Raw genomic sequence first — 17,806 nt, 5'->3', positions numbered from 1 at the left:
ATTGTCAGGGATCGAGGGGGAAGATGCAAAAGGCGCTTGTTGCCCCTGATGGCGCCGGCGGCAGAATATGCGGGCGGTCGCACATTTGTCCCGGGCACAAAAAAACCGGTGCAGTTGCACCGGCTAAAAGGCGTTGGAAAACTTGAACCTTCAGGGTATTACCAATTCTTGCCGAGGCGGGCATCCAGACTGAACGCCCCTGCACCGGCCGCCGCCAGGGCCAGGAAACCACCGGCCACCGAGACGTTCTTCATAAACATCAACATCTGCATCTGATCCGCTGGCTGATAGTGGAAAATAAAGGCGGCCATCAGGGTAAAACCGGCCAGCAATACGGCGATGCTGCGGGTAAACAGGCCCAAGACCACTGCCAGACCACCACCCAGCTCAAGCAAGATCACCAGCGGCAACATGAACCCGGGCACGCCCATGGCTTCCATATAACCCTGAGTACCGGCATAACCGCCGATCTTGCTCCAGCCTGCCATCACAAACATCAGCGCCAGCAGTACACGACCCACCAGCAGTGCCATATCTTTCATCTTGTCCATTTCAAATTCCTCGTTTTACGTCAAATCACCGCTGACTGCTTCAGGGTAGGTCAAATAACAGGGCTTGGCTGGCACTCGTTGCCACCAGATCCCATTTGGGTTCATCACGACTGAGTACCCCGTCGCCAGGTCGGGCAGCCAGACCGTTGGCGGTCAGCGCCCCTGAAATCATCTGCAGGTAACCGTGTCGGCCAGCCAGCGCCCAGGTGAGACTCTCACCGGGTTCGAGCTGCAACTGCCATACGCGGGCCTGCTGGCGGATCCTGAAGGATCCTGCTTCGCCATCCGGAGACGCCACCAGGGTCAATCCCGGGTTGGCTTCAATCTTCTTCTGCTGATAACCGGGGGCCGTGCCGTGTTCGTTCGGCTCGATCCAGATTTGCAACAGGGAGAGCGGCTCCGTCTGCGAGGGGTTGTACTCGCTGTGCCGGATGCCGGACCCTGCGCTCATCAGCTGGAAATCCCCTGCCGGTATCTGCTCGGCGTGGCCGAGGCTGTCCTTGTGCTCTATGGTGCCGCTCAGCACGCAGGTCAGGATTTCCATGTTGGCGTGAGGATGAGTGGCGAAGCCGCCACCGGGTGACACCAGATCCTGGTTGATGACCCGCAGCACCGAGTGTCCCATCCAGTCCGGGTCATAGTAGTGCCCGAACGAAAAACTGTGGCGCGCATCCAGCCAGCCGAAGTTGGCCTTGCCGCGCGCTTCTGCGGCTCTCAATTGCATCATGGTGTGCTCCTCACGTACCAGATAGGTCGATTAACGTTGGCGGCCGTCACCCAGACCGAACGGGATGCGGTAGTCACTGCTCTGGTCACCCAGGCTGACGGTCAGGTTGCCCTGAGTGCGGCTTGGTATCTTCACCTGCTGAGCGCCCATCAGATTGGCGTGGACAGAGGCAACCAGATCACCGGACTCATCGCGCACTTCCAGCATGGGGTTGGCCTTGCCATCCATCGCAGCGGTTGCATGCCAGTTTACAAACAGCACGCCCGGTGCGGCATTGAGGTCGGCAGGCACAGAAGCCTGTGCAAAACTTGCGGTCATCAGGCCTGCAACGGCCAACATCTTGATTACGTTTTTCATGTTAATTTACTCTCTTGGTATTTGTGTCATTGCCTGGGCCGGTTTGGCCAGAATCAATGCATCCGTGCAAGAGGTTATTCAAATAGTGTGTTGTTCTTTCACCGAAGTCAGACATCCTGATTTACGATATCACAGCCCGGAACTACCTTTTATTTGGCCGCTCGGCCTTCCTGCCTAAGCGTTGATTGAATATTAAAGTGACTTGGCCTAAGTTGTTAGCGAGATAAACTGGCAAACATGTTCAAAAAAATTGAAGGTATGAAATGGCCAAGGAATCGAACAAGGAACGGGCGCTGACCCTGGAGGCGATCCGGGTGCTGGATGCCATCGATCGCCGCGGCAGCTTCGCGGCGGCCGCAGACGAGCTGGGCAAGGTCCCCTCGGCGCTGAGCTACACGGTACAGAAGCTGGAAGACGAGCTGGACGCCATGCTGTTTGATCGCAGCGGCCACAGAACCAAGTTCACCCCGGCCGGCCGCATGCTGCTGGAGCGGGGCCGGGTACTGCTGGAGGCAGCCGAACATCTGGTGGGCGAAACCCGGGCGCTGGCCCGGGGCTGGGAAACCGACATCACCATAGCCGTTGATGCCCTGGTGCCGGTGCAGGCGCTCTATCCCCTGGTTGAAAGACTGGCCGAGCTGACGGATACCCGATTGAGGTTTCGCGCCGAAGTGCTGGCGGGCAGCTGGGAGTGTCTGGAAGATGGCCGCGCAGACCTGCTCATCTCCTCTCTCAACCCTGACATCATGATGACCGGCATCAAGCATCAGGCGCTGCAGGAAGAGGTGATGCTCTATGTCGCCCACCCGGATCACCCGCTGCACCGGGAACCCGAGCCCCTGGCGGACGAGACGCTGCGCCGCTACCGCGCCATAGCGGTAGCCGACTCTGCACTGCGCAAACCCGTGCTCACCTATCGCCTGCTCGACAAACAGCCACGCCTCACCGTCAGCACAATGACAGAGAAGCGTGACGCCCTGCTGGCGGGAATAGGCGTCGGCACCATGCCACTGAGCTGGATAGAAGAGGACATCAAGGCCGGTCGGCTCAAGGTGATCAGCCCCGAATATCGTCACCAGATCCAGGTCGTGCTGGCCTGGCGCCGCGATACCATGGGCAAGGCCAAGAGCTGGCTGGTGCGGGAGATCCCCAAACTGTTTCCCTGCAAGGGAGAGTAAGAGGGGGGAACACTCAGCATGACAAATGGAGGCGGCGATCTCCTCTGCTTGACGGCGGGCTCAAATTCGGGGAAAAGAAAAAAAGCGGACCTCTTGCGAGTTCCGCTCAATGCCAGGAAAGAATAAAAACCTTGCGGTTTAAAAAACCCTTAAATTGGAAGCAAGCAATCGTTTTCTCAACCAGGAAGGTCTTGAATCCGATTCGTTTTGAATTATGCGCGATGTTTTATGCATCACCAGTAAAATGTTGAACGGTTGAAGGATATGCACCGCTGAGTATCACTATCTGCAACCTTCATCGCTAACTGGTCTGGCCATTTCAATCGTTTTCAACGGGTTTATTTCCTCTGGTTTTTTTAAGTGTCAATATCTGAGCCCATAACCAGAAAAGAACTCAGTTTCTGACACAACATAAAGATGCAGATAAAGGAATAGTTGCATGACCTACAGCCAGACCCTGGCCAACAATATTCTCGACACCCTGAAGAAGACCCTGACCGACAAGGGGATCCGCTATCAGACCCTGGCAGAAGCCATGGGCGTCTCCATCGCCACCGTCAAACGCATGATGAACAAGCCCTCCCTGCCGTTCGATACTCTGCTGGAGATCTGCCACCTGGTGGGGCTCTCGTTCGAGGAGCTGCTGGATCGCACCCAGGATGCTCAGAGCCGCCGGGCCGTCTTCACCCAGGAGCAGGACGAGGCGTTTCACAAGGAGCCGGGGCTTTACGCCTTTCTCGCCAACATCTTCTGGCGCGACAAGACCCTGATCGATCTCAAGCGGGAGTACAGCCTGACCGATGCCTCCTGCTACCTCTACCTGCGCAAACTGGAGAAGCTCGGCATCTTGCAGCTCGGCATCGACAACAGCTACCACTTCCTCATCAGCGAGCGCATCAGCTTCGAGCAGCACAGCCGCTTCGCCCGCCAGCAGGCGCGCCAAGCCATGTCGGTGCTAGGGGACTATCTGGTGGAGAACATGCACAAGTCCAACAACTACATGGCGCTGTGCCAGCTTCATCTGGACGAGAGCGAGGCCATGGCACTGATCGAGCGGATGAAGGAGTACTGGCATCAGGAGCTCAAGCTCAACCGCCCCGCCATAGGCCAGCGGGAGGGCAGCAAGACCTACACAATGTCGCTGCAGCTGGCGGACTGCGGTTATCAGAGCTTCGACGATCTGATACCCAATATCGACAACTGATCCCGGCGGATCCTGCGGGATCCGTCTGATTTGATCAGCTTGATAGCGGCAATTCAGACCGTCTTGCTGCCATTATCCGCAACACTCGCATATCCAGACAGATACGGATGGCCACTGTGCCCGTCTGTGCTCTGGCGCCCCTTTAGTCTGTGAGTTGAACTGTCTGCGATCTGCCTGCGACCGGCTGCAACGCCCGCGTATCCAGACAGATACGTATGGCATCCGGCCGCCAGTGTTCAATATCGCAATCCACCAGCCCCCCTCTCTCGTCATAGTTGACCCGTACCAGCCGCAGCACAGGGCTCCCTTCCGCCAGATTGAGGGAGCGGGCTATAGCGCCCCGCGCCGCCGAGGGAGTGATCTCGAGGCTGGCCCCGCCCTGGCCTATGCCATAGCGCTGCTGATAAAGCTCGGTGAGGGAGCTGGCCAGCGGCGCACTGGCGATATCGGGAAAGCGACTGGCCAGCAGATGGTGGCTGACGTGGAGCACAGGACGATCGTCGATCAGGCGCAAGCGGCGGATCTCGTAAAGCGGCGTGAAGGGATCCAGCCCCATCCAGTGACATAACTCGCTGCTGGCCAGGGCGCTGCCGTGGGCCAGCACCCGGGTCTCGGCGATTCGCTGCTGCTCGCCGATCCACTGGTGGAAATGGGTATGGATGGCGGGATCATAGGTAAGTCTGGGCGGTGCCACGAACCAGCCGCGCCGCTCGGCCCGGTAGATAAGGCCATCCGCCTCCAGGCTCGACAGTGCCTCCTTGATGGTGATGCGGGTGGTGGCGAAGCGCTCGCTCAAGGCCCGTTCGGCGGGCAGCTGCTGCCCCGCCGCCAGCTGGCCGCTGCCGATATAGCGGCGCAGGGTCTGGCAAATCTGTTCACACTTGGAGGGGCTCCGGCCAGCGGCCATACCCTGCTCGCTCAATCGCAACTCAGTCACTGTCACATCCCTTAGTCATTCAGGTTTGTTCACCGCTGGAGTAGACCAGCGTCTATTGGCCCTGAGTTGTAACCCGTCTGGATGACAGTGCCGTGACAGCCCAATTGTCATCAAACTGCCATCAAAACGCCCCGCCACCGTCATATTCCCCCTCTAGCATCCCTCTCGAACCTTAACTGACCTAGTCCAGAGGGATGGGATGATGAAAAGCGTGATCGCAAGTGCACTGGCCCTGGTGGCCATCAGCCAACCACTTTTTGCAGCCGAAAATATCGCGGATCTTGAGAAGGCCGCCCGCGGCGAAGGCCAGCTCCACAGCATCGGCATGCCCGACAGCTGGGCCAACTGGAAGGACACCTGGCAGCAACTGGGCAGCATCTACGGCATCAAGCATCAGGATACCGACATGAGCTCGGCCCAGGAGATCGCCAAGTTCGCCGCCGAGAAGGCCAACGCCACCGCCGATATCGGTGACGTGGGCGGTGCCTTCGGTCCGGTCGCGGTCAAGCAGGGGGTTACCCAGCCTTACAAACCCTCCACCTGGGCAGACATTCCAAACTGGGCCAAGGATGCGGACGGTCACTGGATGCTGGCCTATACCGGCACCATCGCCTTCCTGATCAACAAGGACCTGGTCAAGGCCGCCCCCACCAGCTGGCAATCCCTGCTCGGCGGTGACTACAAGGTGACCCTGGGTGATGTGGGCGTCGCTTCCCAGGCCAACAACGGCGTGCTGGCGGCGGCCTATGCCACCGGCGGCAGCGAGAAAAACCTGAAACCCGCGCTCGAGCTGTTCGGCCAGCTGGCCAAACAGGGACGCCTCTCCCTGAACGACCCTTCCATCGCCAATATCGAGAAGGGCGAAGTGGAAGTGGGCGTGCTGTGGGACTTCAACGCGCTCAACTACCGCGACAAGATAGACCCCAAGAAGTTTGATGTGGTTATCCCGAGCGACGGCTCCGTCATCGCCGGCTACACCACCATCATCAACAAGTGGGCCAAGAACCCCAACGCCGCCAAGCTGGCGCGGGAATACATCCTCTCAGACGCAGGTCAAATCAACCTGGCCCGTGGCTACGCCCGTCCCATCCGCAGCAATGTGGTATTGCCGGATGACGTGAAAGCCAAGCTGTTGCCTGCCGAGCAGTATGCCAATGCCAAACCGGTGCAGGATCATGCAGCTTGGGAGCAGAGCTCCAAGGCCCTGCCGCGCCAGTGGCAGGAAACCGTCATGATCAACATGCAGTAAGGGTATCCAGTGCAACACAAGGTGATAGTGGTACTTGTGGATGGCCTGTCTGCCGAGGTAGCCCACACAATGGGCTACCTCACAGGCATGGTGGAGGCAGAGCGCGGCTTGTATACGACCCTGAGCTGTGCCCTTCCCTCCCTCTCCCGGCCGCTCTACGAGTGCATCCTGACCGGCGTACCGCCAGTGGCCAGCGGCATCACCCACAACGGTGTCAGTCGCTTGAGCCAGCATGAATCCATCTTCCATCTCGCCCGAGCCGGCGGCAAACGCACGGCAGCCGCGGCCTATTACTGGGTGAGCGAACTTTACAACCACAGCCCCTGGCTGGCGCTGCGGGATCGCTATACCCATGACGAACAGCTGCCTATCCAGCACGGCTGCTTCTACTGGGATGACAGCTACCCCGACAGCCATCTGCTGATGGATGGGGAGTGGCTCAGAACCCAGCATGACCCCGATTTTCTGTTGATCCACCCCATGGGAGTGGACGATGCGGGTCACAAGTTTGGCCTGGACTCGTGCCAGTACCGCAACCAGGCGCGCCGCATGGACAGCCTGCTGGCCGATCTGCTGCCCCAGTGGCTGGGGGAAGGCTACCAGGTACTGGTGACCTCGGATCACGGCATGAACAACGACTTGAGCCACGGCGGCACCTTGCCCGAGGAGCGCACTGTGCCGCTCTGGCTGTTTGGCGATGCCTTTGTGGCTCAGTGGCCTGCCGGACCTGCCTTGCAACAAACCCAGCTCTGCGGCCTGATGGCCGACTTGCTTGGCGTTGCCCATGACAAGCCTAGCGGCCTGCCGCTGCTCAAGGCTGCCTGCCTGCGCGAGGTGCACTGATGATCTCTGCCGCCACAAGGATCCTGCCGGATCAAGCCGTGATCCCGCGTCAAGCCCGTCGCCACTGGCTGCCTGCGCTGGTACTGCTGCCGTTTTTCCTCTTGATGATACTGTTCCAGCTCGCCCCCATGGTGTGGGTACTGGTGGGCAGCTTTCAAACCCCAGAAGGCTGGGGCCTGGATCATTACCGGGAGATCCTGAGCTCCCCCTTCTACCTGCAATCCTTCACCAATTCGCTGCGCATCGCCGGTATCGCCAGCCTGGCAGGGCTTGCCATCGGCACCCTGGGGGCAGCGGCACTGCGCCAGAGCGGTGAGCGGGTCAAGCGAGCCCTGCTGGCGTTTGTCACCATGACCAGCAACTTCAGCGGTGTGCCGCTGGCGTTCGCCTTCATCATCATTCTCGGCATCAACGGCGCCATCACACTGCTGCTCAAATCCTGGGGCTGGATCGACGGTTTCAACCTCTACTCAGGGGCTGGTCTCATCCTCATCTACACCTATTTCCAGATCCCCCTCGCCCTGCTGCTGCTCTACCCGGCGTTCGATGCACTGCAGGATGACTGGCCCCAGGCCGCCGCCCTGCTGGGGGCCAGCAAGAGGCAGTATGTGTGGCACGTGGCGCTGCCGGTGCTGACGCCAGCACTGCTCGGTACTCTCATCATACTGTTTGCCAATGCAGTGGGAGCCTATGCCTCGGCCTATGCCCTCACCACGGGCAACTTCAACCTGGTGACCATACGGGTGGCCAGTCTGGTCTCCGGCGACATCTTCCTCGAACCCAATCTGGCGGCGGCGCTGGCGGTGATCCTGATGGTGCTGCTGGGGGTGGTGACGGCGGCAAATCAATGGCTGCTCAAGCGCAGCTACCATGCGAAGGGAAATTCCCATGAGTGAACTCCAACCAAGCTGGCCACGCTGGGTGCTGAGCATCCTGGTAGCAACCCTGCTGCTGCCACTGCTGGCGACCCTGCTCTACTCCCTCTCCACCCGCTGGGGGGCGACTCTGCTGCCAGACGGCTTCACGCTGGAGTGGTATCTGCAACTGTGGGGGGATCCGCGCTTCCTGGCTGCCTTCGGCCGCAGCCTGTTTGTCTGCTTCGCTACCCTGCTGCTGGGCACCCTGGTGCTGGTCCCGACCGTGCTGGTGGTGGCCTACTACTTCCCCAAGCTGGATCCCTGGATGAACCTGCTGATCCTGCTCCCCTTTGCGGTGCCGCCCGTGGTCTCCTCGGTGGGGTTGCTGCAGATCTACGCCGACGGCCCGCTACCGATTATCGGTACGCCCTGGATCCTGGTAGGCACCTGGTTCACGGTGGTGCTCCCCTTTATGTATCGGGCGCTGGCCAACAGCTTGCAGGGCGTGCCGCTCCGGGATCTGATGGATGCCGCCCACCTACTGGGGGCAAGCAGCACACGCGCCTTCGCCCTGGTGGTGCTGCCAAATCTGCGCAAGGGGCTGCTGGCGGCGCTGTTTCTCTCCCTCTCCTTCCTGCTTGGTGAGTTCGTGTTTGCCAACATGCTGGTGGGCACCCGTTACGAAACCCTGCAGGTCTATCTCTACAACATGCGCGCCACCTCGGGCCACTTCACCAGCGCGCTGGTGATGAGCTACTTCCTGCTGACCCTGCTGCTCACCTGGGCGGCGAACAGATTCCATCGGTGATCCCATATGTTCCATCTAGAAGTAAGCCAACTGCACAAATCCTACGGCGAGACCAAGGTCTTCGAAGGGATCGAATTCGGCATCCGCAAGGGGGAGCTGGTGACCCTGCTCGGCCCCTCCGGCTGCGGCAAATCCACCCTGCTGCGGGCGCTGGCCGGGCTGACGCCGGTCGATGGCGGTCAGGTACGGGTGGCCGGTGAGGACATCACTTGGCAGGCGCCCCAGAAGCGTGGCATCGGCATGGTGTTCCAGAGCTATGCCCTGTTCCCCAACATGACGGTGTGGGACAACGTGGCCTTCGGCCTGAAAATGAAGCCCCAGCCGGGACGGGAGCTGGCCGCCAGCGTGCAGGAGGCCTTGAGTCTGGTGGAGCTGGATGGCTTCGAGCGCCGCTATCCGGGCGAGCTCTCCGGCGGCCAGCGCCAGCGGGTCGCCCTCGCCCGGGCCCTGGTGGTACGGCCGCGGATCCTGCTGTTGGATGAACCCCTCTCTGCGCTGGATGCCCGCATCCGCCGCAGCCTGCGATTGCAGATCCGCGAGATCCAGCAGCGGCTCGAGCTCACCACCATCTTCGTCACCCACGATCAGGAAGAGGCGCTGACCATGTCGGATCGGGTGTTCCTGATGAACAAGGGATCCATCGTCCAGAGCGGCACGCCGGAAGAGATCTACACCCGTCCCGCCAGCGAGTTCGTGGCGAGCTTTATCGGCCACTACAACCTGCTGGCCCCCGAGCAGGCCAAGTCGCTGTTCGGCCCCCGTTTTCGCGGCACCCTGGCGCTGCGACCCGAGTCCATCAACCTGTTGCCTGCGGGGGAGCAGAGCCTTGATCCCTGCCTGCCCGGCGTCATTCGCCAGCAGCAGTTGCTCGGCAACATCATCCGCTATCAGGTGGAGTGCGAAGCGGGGCTCTTGACGGTGGATACCCTCAATCGCTCGGCCCGCGACCTGTTGCCGGTGGGCACGGCCGTCACCCTGGCGGTGGCCCGGGATCAGCTGTGTGAGGTAGCATAAGCGATGGATTACGCCCTATTTAAATCGGCGAGCGGCCAACATGCCGCCCGTCAATCATCACAGTTATGGATAGCTAGGAGCAGGCATGGCGCTGGCACTGTTTGATTTGGACGAGACCCTGATTGCCGGGGATTCCGCCAGCCTCTGGCTGGAGTACATGGTGGCTCAGGAGCTGGCCCCGGCGGGCATGATCGCCGAGGAGCAGGCCATGATGTCCCTCTACCATCAGGGCAAGATGGATATGCAGGAGTACATGGCGTTCACCCTGCAACCCCTGGTGGGCAAGTCACGTCAGTGGCTCGGCCAGCAGTGCCACCACTTCGCCGAGCAGGTGTTGCGGGAGCGGATCTACCCCCAAGGGTTGGCACGCATCGAGTGGCATCGTCAACGCGGTGACACGCTGGTGCTGATCTCGGCCTCCGGCGAGCATCTGGTGGCGCCCATGGCGCAGATGCTGGGGATGGATCACTGCATCGCCATACTGCTGGATGAAGAGGAGGGTCGGCTGACCGGCCAGACCCGCGGCACCCTGAGTTTTCAGGAGGGCAAGGTAGTACGCATCAACCAGCTGTTTGCCACAGACGCAGCCCCCTGGCAGGAGAGCTTTGGTTACAGCGACTCCCACAACGATCTGCCGCTGCTGAAGGCCGTGGCCCACCCCCATGCGGTCAATCCGGCCCCCGGCCTGCGGCAAGTTGCCGCCGAACACGATTGGCCCACACTCGACTGGCAACTGGCCTGCTGAATGACTGGCAGCTGGCCTGCTGAATGAAGAAGAGGCCCTCAGGCCTCTTCGTTGCTCAACACGCTGTCGTTGGGCGGGCTCCCCTTTTCGGCGACCGTCTCGTGCAGGCTGCCCAGATAGATGCGGTTCTTGCCATCGCGCTTGGCGTGATAGACCTCGGCGTCGGCCACCGCCAGCAGGGTCTTGCCATGCGCTATCTCGCCGCTGGCCACCAGCCCGCCACTGAAGGTGATCTTGAGACCGGGTTCACGCCAATCCAGTGACTCCACCCCCTTGCGAAACTGCTCCAGCAGCATCTGGCAGAAGTGGATGTCCGGATTCGCCATCAGCACCACCAGCTCTTCCCCGCCGTAACGGCAGACCCAACCGTGATCCCCCAGCAGTTGCATACCCAGCTGTGATACTCGCTTGAGCACTATATCCCCGGTCTGGTGGCCATAGGTATCGTTGACCAGCTTGAAGTTATCGAGATCGAGCATGGCCAGACAGAAGGGCTGGCGCTCAATCAGCAGGCGATTCAAACGCTCGTCGAAGAACCGACGGTTGTAGAGACCGGTCAGCTTGTCCAGATTGGCCTGCTGGCGGGCCTCGTGATAATCCTTGCCCGCCTCGGCCAGCTCGGCATAGACATGCTTGAGCTCCTGCATTCCCCCCTGGGGCACATCGTCAGGTTGGGTCCGGCTGGCCCGGATCATGGAGGAAATCTCATTGAGCATGCGGTGAAAATAGCGGGACCACACCAGCGCCAGCATCACATAGAGCACGCAGGCCAGCGCTACCATCAGCAATACGTTGAGAGAGACCCTGTCGACCACCGCCTGAACACTGGCCGCGGGTTGCACGCTGATGAGCACCCAGTTCCGCTCCGGCAACTTGCTGTAAGCCACAAACAGCTGTGCATCCTTGTCCAGAAAGATGCCGTCCTCCCGCTTGAAACGGGAAAGCCATTGAGGATGGTCCATGGGCTTGAGCAACCGGGCGGGATCCGGGTGTACCAGCACCTTGCCGGACTGGTTGACGATCATCTGGTAGCCATTGTCCGCCTGCCGGTTCAGCTGGGCCGAGAAAGGCGCCAGAATGGCGTCGACCGCAAAGACCCCCTGCACCTTTCCACTCTGGTCAGTCAGGGCCCGCGCCAGCGCTATGACCAGATTGCCATTGATGTAGTCGTAGTAGGGCTCGGTCCAGACCATTTCGCCCACATGCTGGCTGGCCAGCTGATACCAGGGCCGAACCCTGGGATCGAACTGGGCATCTGCCTGCCATTCGGGGTAGATCAGCATCTGGCGCTCGGCCGTGCCGACATAGATGTAGATCAGGTCAGCCATGACTCCCTTGTAAAGCTGCCAGGCCTTCAGGTAGGACTCTGTGTTGTGCAGGCGGGGGCCGCTGATATCGTCCACCTTCACCTGGTCATAGATCAGCGTAAACTGTCGTTCCATCTCGTGGAGATAGGGCTCGATGAAGACGTGGCGCAGCTGGTGATTGGTGGCGAGCAGACGCTGCTGCAACTCGTTTTGCAGGCTGCGTTCCATGTGCAGATAGTAGATGCCACCCAGCATCAAAACGGGAATAAACAGCAGCAGCAAACCCAGCCGCATTCTGGCAACCAGAGACCAGGTTTTCTTGGAGACGACTCGCTTGCCCAAACAGGACTCCTGCTACCACCAGACATGATGTAATGTCAGAATATCAGCCCGACCGGATGGCGTCCAAAAGGAAGCTCACTATGTTATTAATCAGAAGGATCTGTCACGGATGCTGAACCCGGACCTGCTGATGGCGCTGCACTATTGCGCCGTGATCACCCTGACAGGGGCGATCACTTCCGAGTATTTTCTGTTCCGGCGTGGCATGTCCATCGAGCAAGTACGCAAGCTGTTGCTGGCCGACGGTCTGGCAGCGCTGGCCCTGCTACTCATCTTCATCACGGGTGTCTTGCAAGTACTCGCTCACCCGGACCAACCCGCAATACTGCTCGCCAACCCAGGTTATCGCACCAAGCTGCTGCTGTTTTTCCTGATGGCCATCAGTTTCGGCTACCCCAGCCGCCTCTTCTATCGCTGGCGCCGCTCCCTGCGTCATGGCCGGGCACCCATGGTCTCCATCCAGCAGCAGTTCTGGGTGATCTGGATCCTGCGCGGTAATCTGTTGTTGCTCGCCCTGATCCCTCTGCTGGCAAGCCTTGCGAATAGCTGATGTGATACGGCTCCTGCGTAGTCGTTCTGTTGCTGCTCACCTTGGCCCCTCTGCTGGCCAACCTCGCCAATAGCTGATGTGTCATTCAGCCGCGATAGCTGATGATACGGATCCTGCATAGCCATTCTCTCTTCGCATTGATCCGCCCTGGCGAGCCAAACTCGCGAGCCGCTAAAGACAAATCCCCCCGCGCACGGTTATCTTGGTGGCTGGCGCCGTGAGGATGGGCGCCTGCCACTTTCTCAGGGATGAATCCGTATGCGTTCGAACATGATGTTATTGATGGCCGCCGCCATCTGGGGGCTGGGCTTCGTCGCCCAGCGCCTGGGGATGGATCACATGGGGCCTTACACCTTCAATGGCCTGCGCTTCCTGCTCGGCGCCGCCTCCCTGCTGCCACTGCTGTGGTGGCTCAAGTCTCGCCAGCCCGCGGGCCAGTCCGACGATCGTCGCCTGCTGCTGACCGGGGGCCTGCTCGCCGGAGCCGTGCTGTTCAGTGCCGCCTCCCTGCAACAGGTGGGGCTGCTCTATACCACGGCTGCCAAAGCGGGTTTCATAACGGGTCTCTACATCATACTGGTGCCGGTGATCGGGCTGGCCCTGCGTCACAAGACAGGGACCAATACCTGGGTCGGCGCCCTCATCGCCATGGCGGGGCTCTATTACCTCAGCGTGACCGAGGACTTCACCATAGGCTATGGCGATCTGCTGCAAGTCGCGGGCGCCCTGTTCTGGGCCATTCACCTGCTGGTACTGGATCACTATTCGAGTCGGGTCGCGCCGATCCGGTTGGCGAGTGTGCAGTTTCTGGTGTGCGGCCTGCTCAGCCTGGCCGTCGCCTTCACCATAGAGATGCCGACTATCAGCGGTGCCGTGGCCGGGTGGCAGGCGCTGCTTTACGCCGGTCTGGTGTCGGTCGGAGTCGGCTACACATTGCAGGTGGTGGGTCAGCGCGGTGCCCATCCTGCCCACGCAGCCATCATCCTCAGTCTGGAGACGGTATTCGCCGCCATCGGCGGTGTGCTGCTGCTTGGAGAAATCCTCGATGAGCGGGCTATCGTCGGCTGCGCCCTGATGCTGGCAGGCATGCTCATCTCTCAGGTGCGCCTGCGCTGGTGGTGGAAATCGCGCAAGGATCGCCTGCCGAAGCAGGGCTAACGGCGCGGCGCGCGCGGCATTGCACAGAACGAAGCCAAAAAGAGGAGCCATATCGGCTCCTCTTTTTATTGCACTCGTTGTTGCACTCACAATGTTGCGTTTTGCTGTACCCGGCCCCGGCCCCCTCAGCGTTGAACGCTGGAGCAGAAGCTGACGTCGTCACGCAAGGGGTCATTGCTCACGCTGTGGTATAGCTCGAAACAGGGCCCGTCACCGAACGCCAACCCGGCGGCGACTATATCGCCCACATGCTCCTGCCAACGCGGTCCATACTGACTGCGGTCCGTGATGAGGTAGCGGGACTGGGCGTAGCGACCGGCGGGAATAAGCTGGATCTCGACCTCCCCGGCCCCGACCGTACCCGCCGGCATTGTCACACCTATGTCGGTGCGGCACTGGGCCGGCGGCGTCACCTCGGGGTTATCGTGATAGATGAAGATCCACTCACCCCCCTCCAGTCCGCGGGCACTGGCCCACTGATGCAGTCGACTGCATACAGGGTCATACCCTTCGCCATAGGGGCCGGTGACGCGAATATAGGCCAGGGTGCGGGCATCCATCTCGATGGTTTTCATGGTGTTGCTCCTTGCTGATGAGTGGTCTTCAGCATAAGGGAGCAGCCGGTCGCTGGCGTGTCCATCCTTGCTCAACAGGTGTCCATTCTTGCTCTTGTCCCGGCGAAACGCCCCCGGCGTGCAGCCGTAGTGACGCCGAAATGCCTTGGCAAACGCCTGGGAGCTGGCCAACCCCGCACCCAGCGCTATGGTAGTGACACTGGCGTCAGTGTAACACAGCTGCCAGGCAGCCCGCTGCATGCGCAGGCGCCGACACATCTCCCCCGGCGCCTCGCCCGCCACTGCGGTGAACACCCGGTGAAAATGATAGAGGGAGAGGCAGGCTCGATTCGCCAGCGCCTCAATGGAGAGATCCGGATCCTGCTCCAGCGCCCGCAGCACAGGGATGAGTCTGCGACGGTAGTCAATCACGGGCGGATCCTGGCCATGTAGAGCGCATCCACATACTCGCCCTGGCGAAACGCATAACCGCGAGCCAGCCCCTCCTGTTCGAACCCGAACTTGCGATAGAGCGCCAGCGCAGCATCGTTGTCGCTGTAGACGGTGAGCTCGATGCGCCGCAGATTAAGCCAGTTGTCGGCCATTTCCAGCACGGCTCCCAGCAGGGCCGAACCTATGCCCTTTCCTGCCCAGTCATCTCGCACGCCCATACCGATACAGGCCACATGCTTGCGCCTGGGATTGGGCTCCATATGCAATGAGATCTGGCCCACCAGCAGACCATCCACCTCCGCTACCAGCGCCACCAAACCGCTGTTTTCCAGCCGCTGCTGCCAGACCCCCAACGCTGGATAAGGCAGTTGCAGAGTACCGGCCTGAGCATGAGGCATGGCATAGAGATCCCGCAAGGCGGGGGCATCGGTGGGTTCGGCATGACGGATAGTAATCTGCATATGAGGCTCCTTCTCGAAACCCCCATCATGCAATATCCGACGCGGTTACACATCCCCCCACAATACCCATTTGCGATACCTATCAAAGGGCTAGGAAAGGCCCATTGGCCCATGAGGAGCGGGATCCGTAGGCTGACTCCTATCAACAAGGAGAGACATTCATGACTGACAAGACACTGCACAGTACCAACGGCGCCCCCGTCGTCGACAACAACAACAGCCTTACCGCCGGTCCCCGCGGCCCAGTGCTGATGCAAGATATCTGGTTGATGGAGAAACTCGCCCACTTCGACCGCGAGCGCATTCCCGAGCGGGTGGTTCACGCCAAAGGCTCGGGCGCCTACGGCACCTTTACCGTGACCCACGACATCAGCGCGTTCAGCAAGGCCGACCTGTTCAACGCCATCGGCAAGCAGACCCCGGTCTTCCTGCGCTTCTCCACCGTAGCCGGTGAGAAGGGTGCTGCCGATGCCGAGAGAGACGTACGCGGCTTCGCCCTCAAGTTCTACACCGAGCAGGGCAACTGGGATCTGGTGGGCAACAACACCCCGGTCTTTTTCATCCGCGATCCGCTGAAATTCCCCGATTTCATCCACACCCAGAAGCGGGATCCGCGCACCAACCTGCGCAGCGCCACCGCCGCCTGGGACTTCTGGTCACGCCACCCCGAATCCCTGCATCAGGTCACCATACTGTTCAGCGATCGGGGCATTCCCAAGAGTCTGCGGGAGATGAACGGCTACGGCAGCCACACCTTCAGCTTTATCAACGACGCCAACGAACGCTTCTGGGTCAAGTTCCACTTCAAGACCGAGCAGGGCCACAGCTTCTACACAGATGAAGAGGCGGCCAATGTCGTCGGTCAGGATCGGGAAACCAGCCAGGCCGATCTGTACAATGCCATCGAGCGGGGCGACTTCCCGCGCTGGAAGGTCTATGTGCAGGTGATGCCGGAGGCCGACGCCCAGACCTACCGGATCCACCCGTTCGACCTCACCAAGGTGTGGCCGCACAGCGACTATCCGCTGATCCCGGTGGGCGTGCTGGAGCTCAACCAGAACCCTGACAACTACTTCGCCCACGTGGAGCAGGCGGCGTTCACCCCGGCCAACGTGGTGCCCGGCATCGGCTTCTCGCCGGATCGCATGCTGCAGGGACGGCTCTTCTCCTACGGCGACACCCAGCGCTATCGCCTCGGGGTCAACCACGGTCTGCTGCCGGTCAACGCTCCGCGCTGCCCGTTCCACCACGGTGCCCATCGTGATGGCGCCATGCGCAGCGACAGCAATGGCGGCGCCAGCCCCAACTATCAGCCGAACCGCTTTGGCACCCAGCAGCCGAGCGAGCAGCACGAACCGGCCTTGAGTCTGGAAGGGGCTGCTCTGCACTACGATTTTCGTGACTACGACAGCGATTACTACAGCCAGCCGGGCAAGCTGTTCCGCATCATGGATGAGGGGCAGCGCTCGCGCCTCGCCGCCAATATGGCACGCTCCCTCATCAACGTGGAGGATGACGCCATCGTCGTCGCCCAGCTCCGGCATCTTGAGCAGGCCGACCCCGAGTACGCCAAGCGGGTGGAGCTGGCACTGGCTGCGCTGCAACGCTAAGCGACCAGGATGCAATAAAAGAACGGGGGCCGGCGGGCCCCCTTCTTTCAACCCCAGTACACGGGATAAATTCTGAGCCCACGGCACGTCGAGTCTTGCAGCAGAAACGGCAATAAAAAAACGGAGCCCCAGGCTCCGTTTTCAATGCTGTATCAATCCCGAACGCAGCGCCCTCGCGCTCTGCCCGTTCCCGTATCAACAGGCGTTTATACCACCAGTGACTGCGACGACGTTGGATATGGCAAAGGGAGGAAGAGCGACCCGCCCACGACTGAATCCATCGCACGTCGAGTCTTGCAGCGGAAAGGGTAAATAAAAAAACGGAGCCCCGGGCTCCGTTTTCAATGCTGTATCAATCCCGAACGGAACGCGCTTCGCGCTCTGCCCGTTCCCGTACCAACAGGCGTTTATACCACCAGTTACTGCGACGACGTTGAGTATTGGAAGAGCGACGAGCCATTTCTTAGGTCCCAGCCAAGAGAAGGAAAGAGCCGCATTATGCGATAGAGATCACGTCCATGTCTTTAGCTGGATCAAGAAAAGCCTCACTGGCCCAGGCTAATTGTCTCGCTATCCGACGGAGCCCTGGTCACAGGCGTCACCTGAGGCGGCAAGCGCCAGGCCAGTGGGCCATTGGTCTCCTGCTCGTTTTGCGGGCCACACTCCAGCCAGCGATTCCCCTGTTGAATTCGGGCACCCAGCGAATATTTCTGATCCTGATACCAGCAAATCCGTTCCGGCAGCGATCCCAACGGCAACACCCACTCGGTCCCGACCTCTGCCCGCGTCACCTTGACAGGTTCGGCTACCACGCCGCTCGTCCCCAACATGGCCAGCAACAGGCAAGCCGTCCCACCCTTGATTCGATTCATGACATCACTCCTTGCGCGATACCAGTATC

General features: G+C 60.5%; 19 protein-coding genes. 11 read left to right on the top strand and 8 right to left on the bottom strand.

Annotated elements, in window-relative coordinates:
* Positions 1-158 precede the first annotated feature (158 nt).
* Genes OKC28_RS19575 through OKC28_RS19565 form a run of 3 tightly spaced genes read right to left on the bottom strand, consistent with a single transcriptional unit; the run spans position 159 to position 1,641 of the window.
* Positions 159-551, bottom strand: coding sequence for a DoxX family protein (locus OKC28_RS19575; protein ID WP_005316605.1), 393 nt, complete (start codon positions 549-551; stop codon positions 159-161).
* Between the two features lie 40 nt (positions 552-591).
* Positions 592-1,278 carry a pirin family protein gene (locus OKC28_RS19570; protein WP_256686085.1) on the bottom strand — a complete coding sequence of 229 codons (687 nt, stop codon included), beginning with the start codon at positions 1,276-1,278 and terminating at the stop codon, positions 592-594.
* A gap of 30 nt (positions 1,279-1,308) precedes the next feature.
* Positions 1,309-1,641, bottom strand: a complete 333-nt coding sequence (locus OKC28_RS19565) for a hypothetical protein (protein ID WP_034523965.1) — start codon at positions 1,639-1,641, stop codon at positions 1,309-1,311.
* A 257-nt stretch (positions 1,642-1,898) separates the two neighbouring features.
* Between OKC28_RS19565 and OKC28_RS19560 the strand changes: the two genes are divergently transcribed.
* Together OKC28_RS19560 and OKC28_RS19555 are read left to right on the top strand one after the other, a co-directional pair.
* Positions 1,899-2,813 carry a LysR family transcriptional regulator gene (locus OKC28_RS19560; protein ID WP_017411874.1) on the top strand — a complete coding sequence of 305 codons (915 nt, stop codon included), beginning with the start codon at positions 1,899-1,901 and terminating at the stop codon, positions 2,811-2,813.
* A 439-nt stretch (positions 2,814-3,252) separates the two neighbouring features.
* Positions 3,253-4,017: a helix-turn-helix domain-containing protein gene (locus OKC28_RS19555; protein WP_021139923.1), complete on the top strand. Its 765-nt coding sequence runs from the start codon at positions 3,253-3,255 to the stop codon at positions 4,015-4,017.
* 142 nt (positions 4,018-4,159) lie between these two features.
* Here the strand turns inward: OKC28_RS19555 and OKC28_RS19550 are convergent, their stop codons facing one another.
* Positions 4,160-4,924, bottom strand: a complete 765-nt coding sequence (locus OKC28_RS19550) for a UTRA domain-containing protein (protein ID WP_021139922.1) — start codon at positions 4,922-4,924, stop codon at positions 4,160-4,162.
* 232 nt (positions 4,925-5,156) lie between these two features.
* On the opposite strand from OKC28_RS19550, the gene OKC28_RS19545 reads away from it, so the two are divergent.
* From OKC28_RS19545 to OKC28_RS19520, 6 genes are all read left to right on the top strand, one after another.
* Positions 5,157-6,203 carry an ABC transporter substrate-binding protein gene (locus OKC28_RS19545; RefSeq protein WP_021139921.1) on the top strand — a complete coding sequence of 349 codons (1,047 nt, stop codon included), beginning with the start codon at positions 5,157-5,159 and terminating at the stop codon, positions 6,201-6,203.
* Between the two features lie 9 nt (positions 6,204-6,212).
* A complete protein-coding gene (locus OKC28_RS19540; RefSeq protein WP_021139920.1) occupies positions 6,213-7,046 on the top strand; it encodes an alkaline phosphatase family protein in 834 nt (277 codons plus the stop codon).
* Positions 7,046-7,942, top strand: coding sequence for an ABC transporter permease (locus OKC28_RS19535; protein WP_021139919.1), 897 nt, complete (start codon positions 7,046-7,048; stop codon positions 7,940-7,942). Before OKC28_RS19540 ends, OKC28_RS19535 begins: the two co-directional genes overlap by 1 nt.
* The gene (locus OKC28_RS19530) at positions 7,935-8,711 is read left to right on the top strand and encodes an ABC transporter permease (protein WP_021139918.1); all 777 of its coding nucleotides are present in this window, start codon (positions 7,935-7,937) and stop codon (positions 8,709-8,711) included. Before OKC28_RS19535 ends, OKC28_RS19530 begins: the two co-directional genes overlap by 8 nt.
* Positions 8,712-8,717: 6 nt before the next feature.
* Positions 8,718-9,725 (top strand): ABC transporter ATP-binding protein, encoded by a 1,008-nt coding sequence (locus OKC28_RS19525; RefSeq protein WP_021139917.1) that lies wholly within the window; start codon positions 8,718-8,720, stop codon positions 9,723-9,725.
* Between the two features lie 85 nt (positions 9,726-9,810).
* A complete protein-coding gene (locus OKC28_RS19520; RefSeq protein WP_021139916.1) occupies positions 9,811-10,470 on the top strand; it encodes an HAD family hydrolase in 660 nt (219 codons plus the stop codon).
* Between the two features lie 38 nt (positions 10,471-10,508).
* Here the strand turns inward: OKC28_RS19520 and OKC28_RS19515 are convergent, their stop codons facing one another.
* Positions 10,509-12,119, bottom strand: a complete 1,611-nt coding sequence (locus tag OKC28_RS19515; protein WP_021139915.1) for a sensor domain-containing diguanylate cyclase — start codon at positions 12,117-12,119, stop codon at positions 10,509-10,511.
* A gap of 109 nt (positions 12,120-12,228) precedes the next feature.
* Between OKC28_RS19515 and OKC28_RS19510 the strand changes: the two genes are divergently transcribed.
* Together OKC28_RS19510 and OKC28_RS19505 are read left to right on the top strand one after the other, a co-directional pair.
* Positions 12,229-12,669 carry a DUF2214 family protein gene (locus OKC28_RS19510; protein WP_005316642.1) on the top strand — a complete coding sequence of 147 codons (441 nt, stop codon included), beginning with the start codon at positions 12,229-12,231 and terminating at the stop codon, positions 12,667-12,669.
* A gap of 258 nt (positions 12,670-12,927) precedes the next feature.
* Positions 12,928-13,827: a DMT family transporter gene (locus tag OKC28_RS19505; RefSeq protein ID WP_034523963.1), complete on the top strand. Its 900-nt coding sequence runs from the start codon at positions 12,928-12,930 to the stop codon at positions 13,825-13,827.
* A 125-nt stretch (positions 13,828-13,952) separates the two neighbouring features.
* Here OKC28_RS19505 and OKC28_RS19500 read toward each other — a convergent pair whose 3' ends face one another.
* The gene (locus OKC28_RS19500) at positions 13,953-14,813 is read right to left on the bottom strand and encodes an AraC family transcriptional regulator (protein ID WP_021139913.1); all 861 of its coding nucleotides are present in this window, start codon (positions 14,811-14,813) and stop codon (positions 13,953-13,955) included.
* Entirely contained in the window at positions 14,810-15,295 is a 486-nt protein-coding gene (locus tag OKC28_RS19495) for a GNAT family N-acetyltransferase (protein ID WP_021139912.1), read from the bottom strand. Before OKC28_RS19495 ends, OKC28_RS19500 begins: the two co-directional genes overlap by 4 nt.
* Before the next feature lie 161 nt (positions 15,296-15,456).
* Here OKC28_RS19495 and OKC28_RS19490 point away from each other — a divergent pair, with 161 nt between their 5' ends.
* Positions 15,457-16,905: a catalase gene (locus tag OKC28_RS19490; protein WP_021139911.1), complete on the top strand. Its 1,449-nt coding sequence runs from the start codon at positions 15,457-15,459 to the stop codon at positions 16,903-16,905.
* Between the two features lie 545 nt (positions 16,906-17,450).
* On the opposite strand, the gene OKC28_RS19485 is transcribed toward OKC28_RS19490, so the two are convergent.
* Positions 17,451-17,777 (bottom strand): YnjH family protein, encoded by a 327-nt coding sequence (locus OKC28_RS19485; RefSeq protein WP_021139910.1) that lies wholly within the window; start codon positions 17,775-17,777, stop codon positions 17,451-17,453.
* Positions 17,778-17,806: the final 29 nt, after the last annotated feature.

This window comes from Aeromonas sp. D3 (assembly GCF_027705025.1).
Taxonomy (GTDB): Bacteria; Pseudomonadota; Gammaproteobacteria; order Enterobacterales; family Aeromonadaceae; genus Aeromonas; species Aeromonas salmonicida.
This window is presented reverse-complemented; position numbering and strand designations above follow the sequence as displayed.

What these genes read in the sequence shown, in the direction of transcription:
- OKC28_RS19510 (WP_005316642.1), top strand. Translation starts at nt 12,229, where the DNA reads ATGCTGAACCCGGACCTGCTGATGGCGCTGCACTATTGCGCCGTGATC.
- OKC28_RS19535 (WP_021139919.1), top strand. Translation starts at nt 7,046, where the DNA reads ATGATCTCTGCCGCCACAAGGATCCTGCCGGATCAAGCCGTGATCCCG.
- OKC28_RS19495 (WP_021139912.1), bottom strand. Translation starts at nt 15,295, where the DNA reads ATGCAGATTACTATCCGTCATGCCGAACCCACCGATGCCCCCGCCTTG.
- OKC28_RS19485 (WP_021139910.1), bottom strand. Translation starts at nt 17,777, where the DNA reads ATGAATCGAATCAAGGGTGGGACGGCTTGCCTGTTGCTGGCCATGTTG.
- OKC28_RS19575 (WP_005316605.1), bottom strand. Translation starts at nt 551, where the DNA reads ATGGACAAGATGAAAGATATGGCACTGCTGGTGGGTCGTGTACTGCTG.
- OKC28_RS19570 (WP_256686085.1), bottom strand. Translation starts at nt 1,278, where the DNA reads ATGATGCAATTGAGAGCCGCAGAAGCGCGCGGCAAGGCCAACTTCGGC.
- OKC28_RS19555 (WP_021139923.1), top strand. Translation starts at nt 3,253, where the DNA reads ATGACCTACAGCCAGACCCTGGCCAACAATATTCTCGACACCCTGAAG.
- OKC28_RS19545 (WP_021139921.1), top strand. Translation starts at nt 5,157, where the DNA reads ATGAAAAGCGTGATCGCAAGTGCACTGGCCCTGGTGGCCATCAGCCAA.
- OKC28_RS19505 (WP_034523963.1), top strand. Translation starts at nt 12,928, where the DNA reads ATGCGTTCGAACATGATGTTATTGATGGCCGCCGCCATCTGGGGGCTG.
- OKC28_RS19525 (WP_021139917.1), top strand. Translation starts at nt 8,718, where the DNA reads ATGTTCCATCTAGAAGTAAGCCAACTGCACAAATCCTACGGCGAGACC.
- OKC28_RS19550 (WP_021139922.1), bottom strand. Translation starts at nt 4,924, where the DNA reads ATGGCCGCTGGCCGGAGCCCCTCCAAGTGTGAACAGATTTGCCAGACC.
- OKC28_RS19560 (WP_017411874.1), top strand. Translation starts at nt 1,899, where the DNA reads ATGGCCAAGGAATCGAACAAGGAACGGGCGCTGACCCTGGAGGCGATC.
- OKC28_RS19490 (WP_021139911.1), top strand. Translation starts at nt 15,457, where the DNA reads ATGACTGACAAGACACTGCACAGTACCAACGGCGCCCCCGTCGTCGAC.
- OKC28_RS19520 (WP_021139916.1), top strand. Translation starts at nt 9,811, where the DNA reads ATGGCGCTGGCACTGTTTGATTTGGACGAGACCCTGATTGCCGGGGAT.
- OKC28_RS19530 (WP_021139918.1), top strand. Translation starts at nt 7,935, where the DNA reads ATGAGTGAACTCCAACCAAGCTGGCCACGCTGGGTGCTGAGCATCCTG.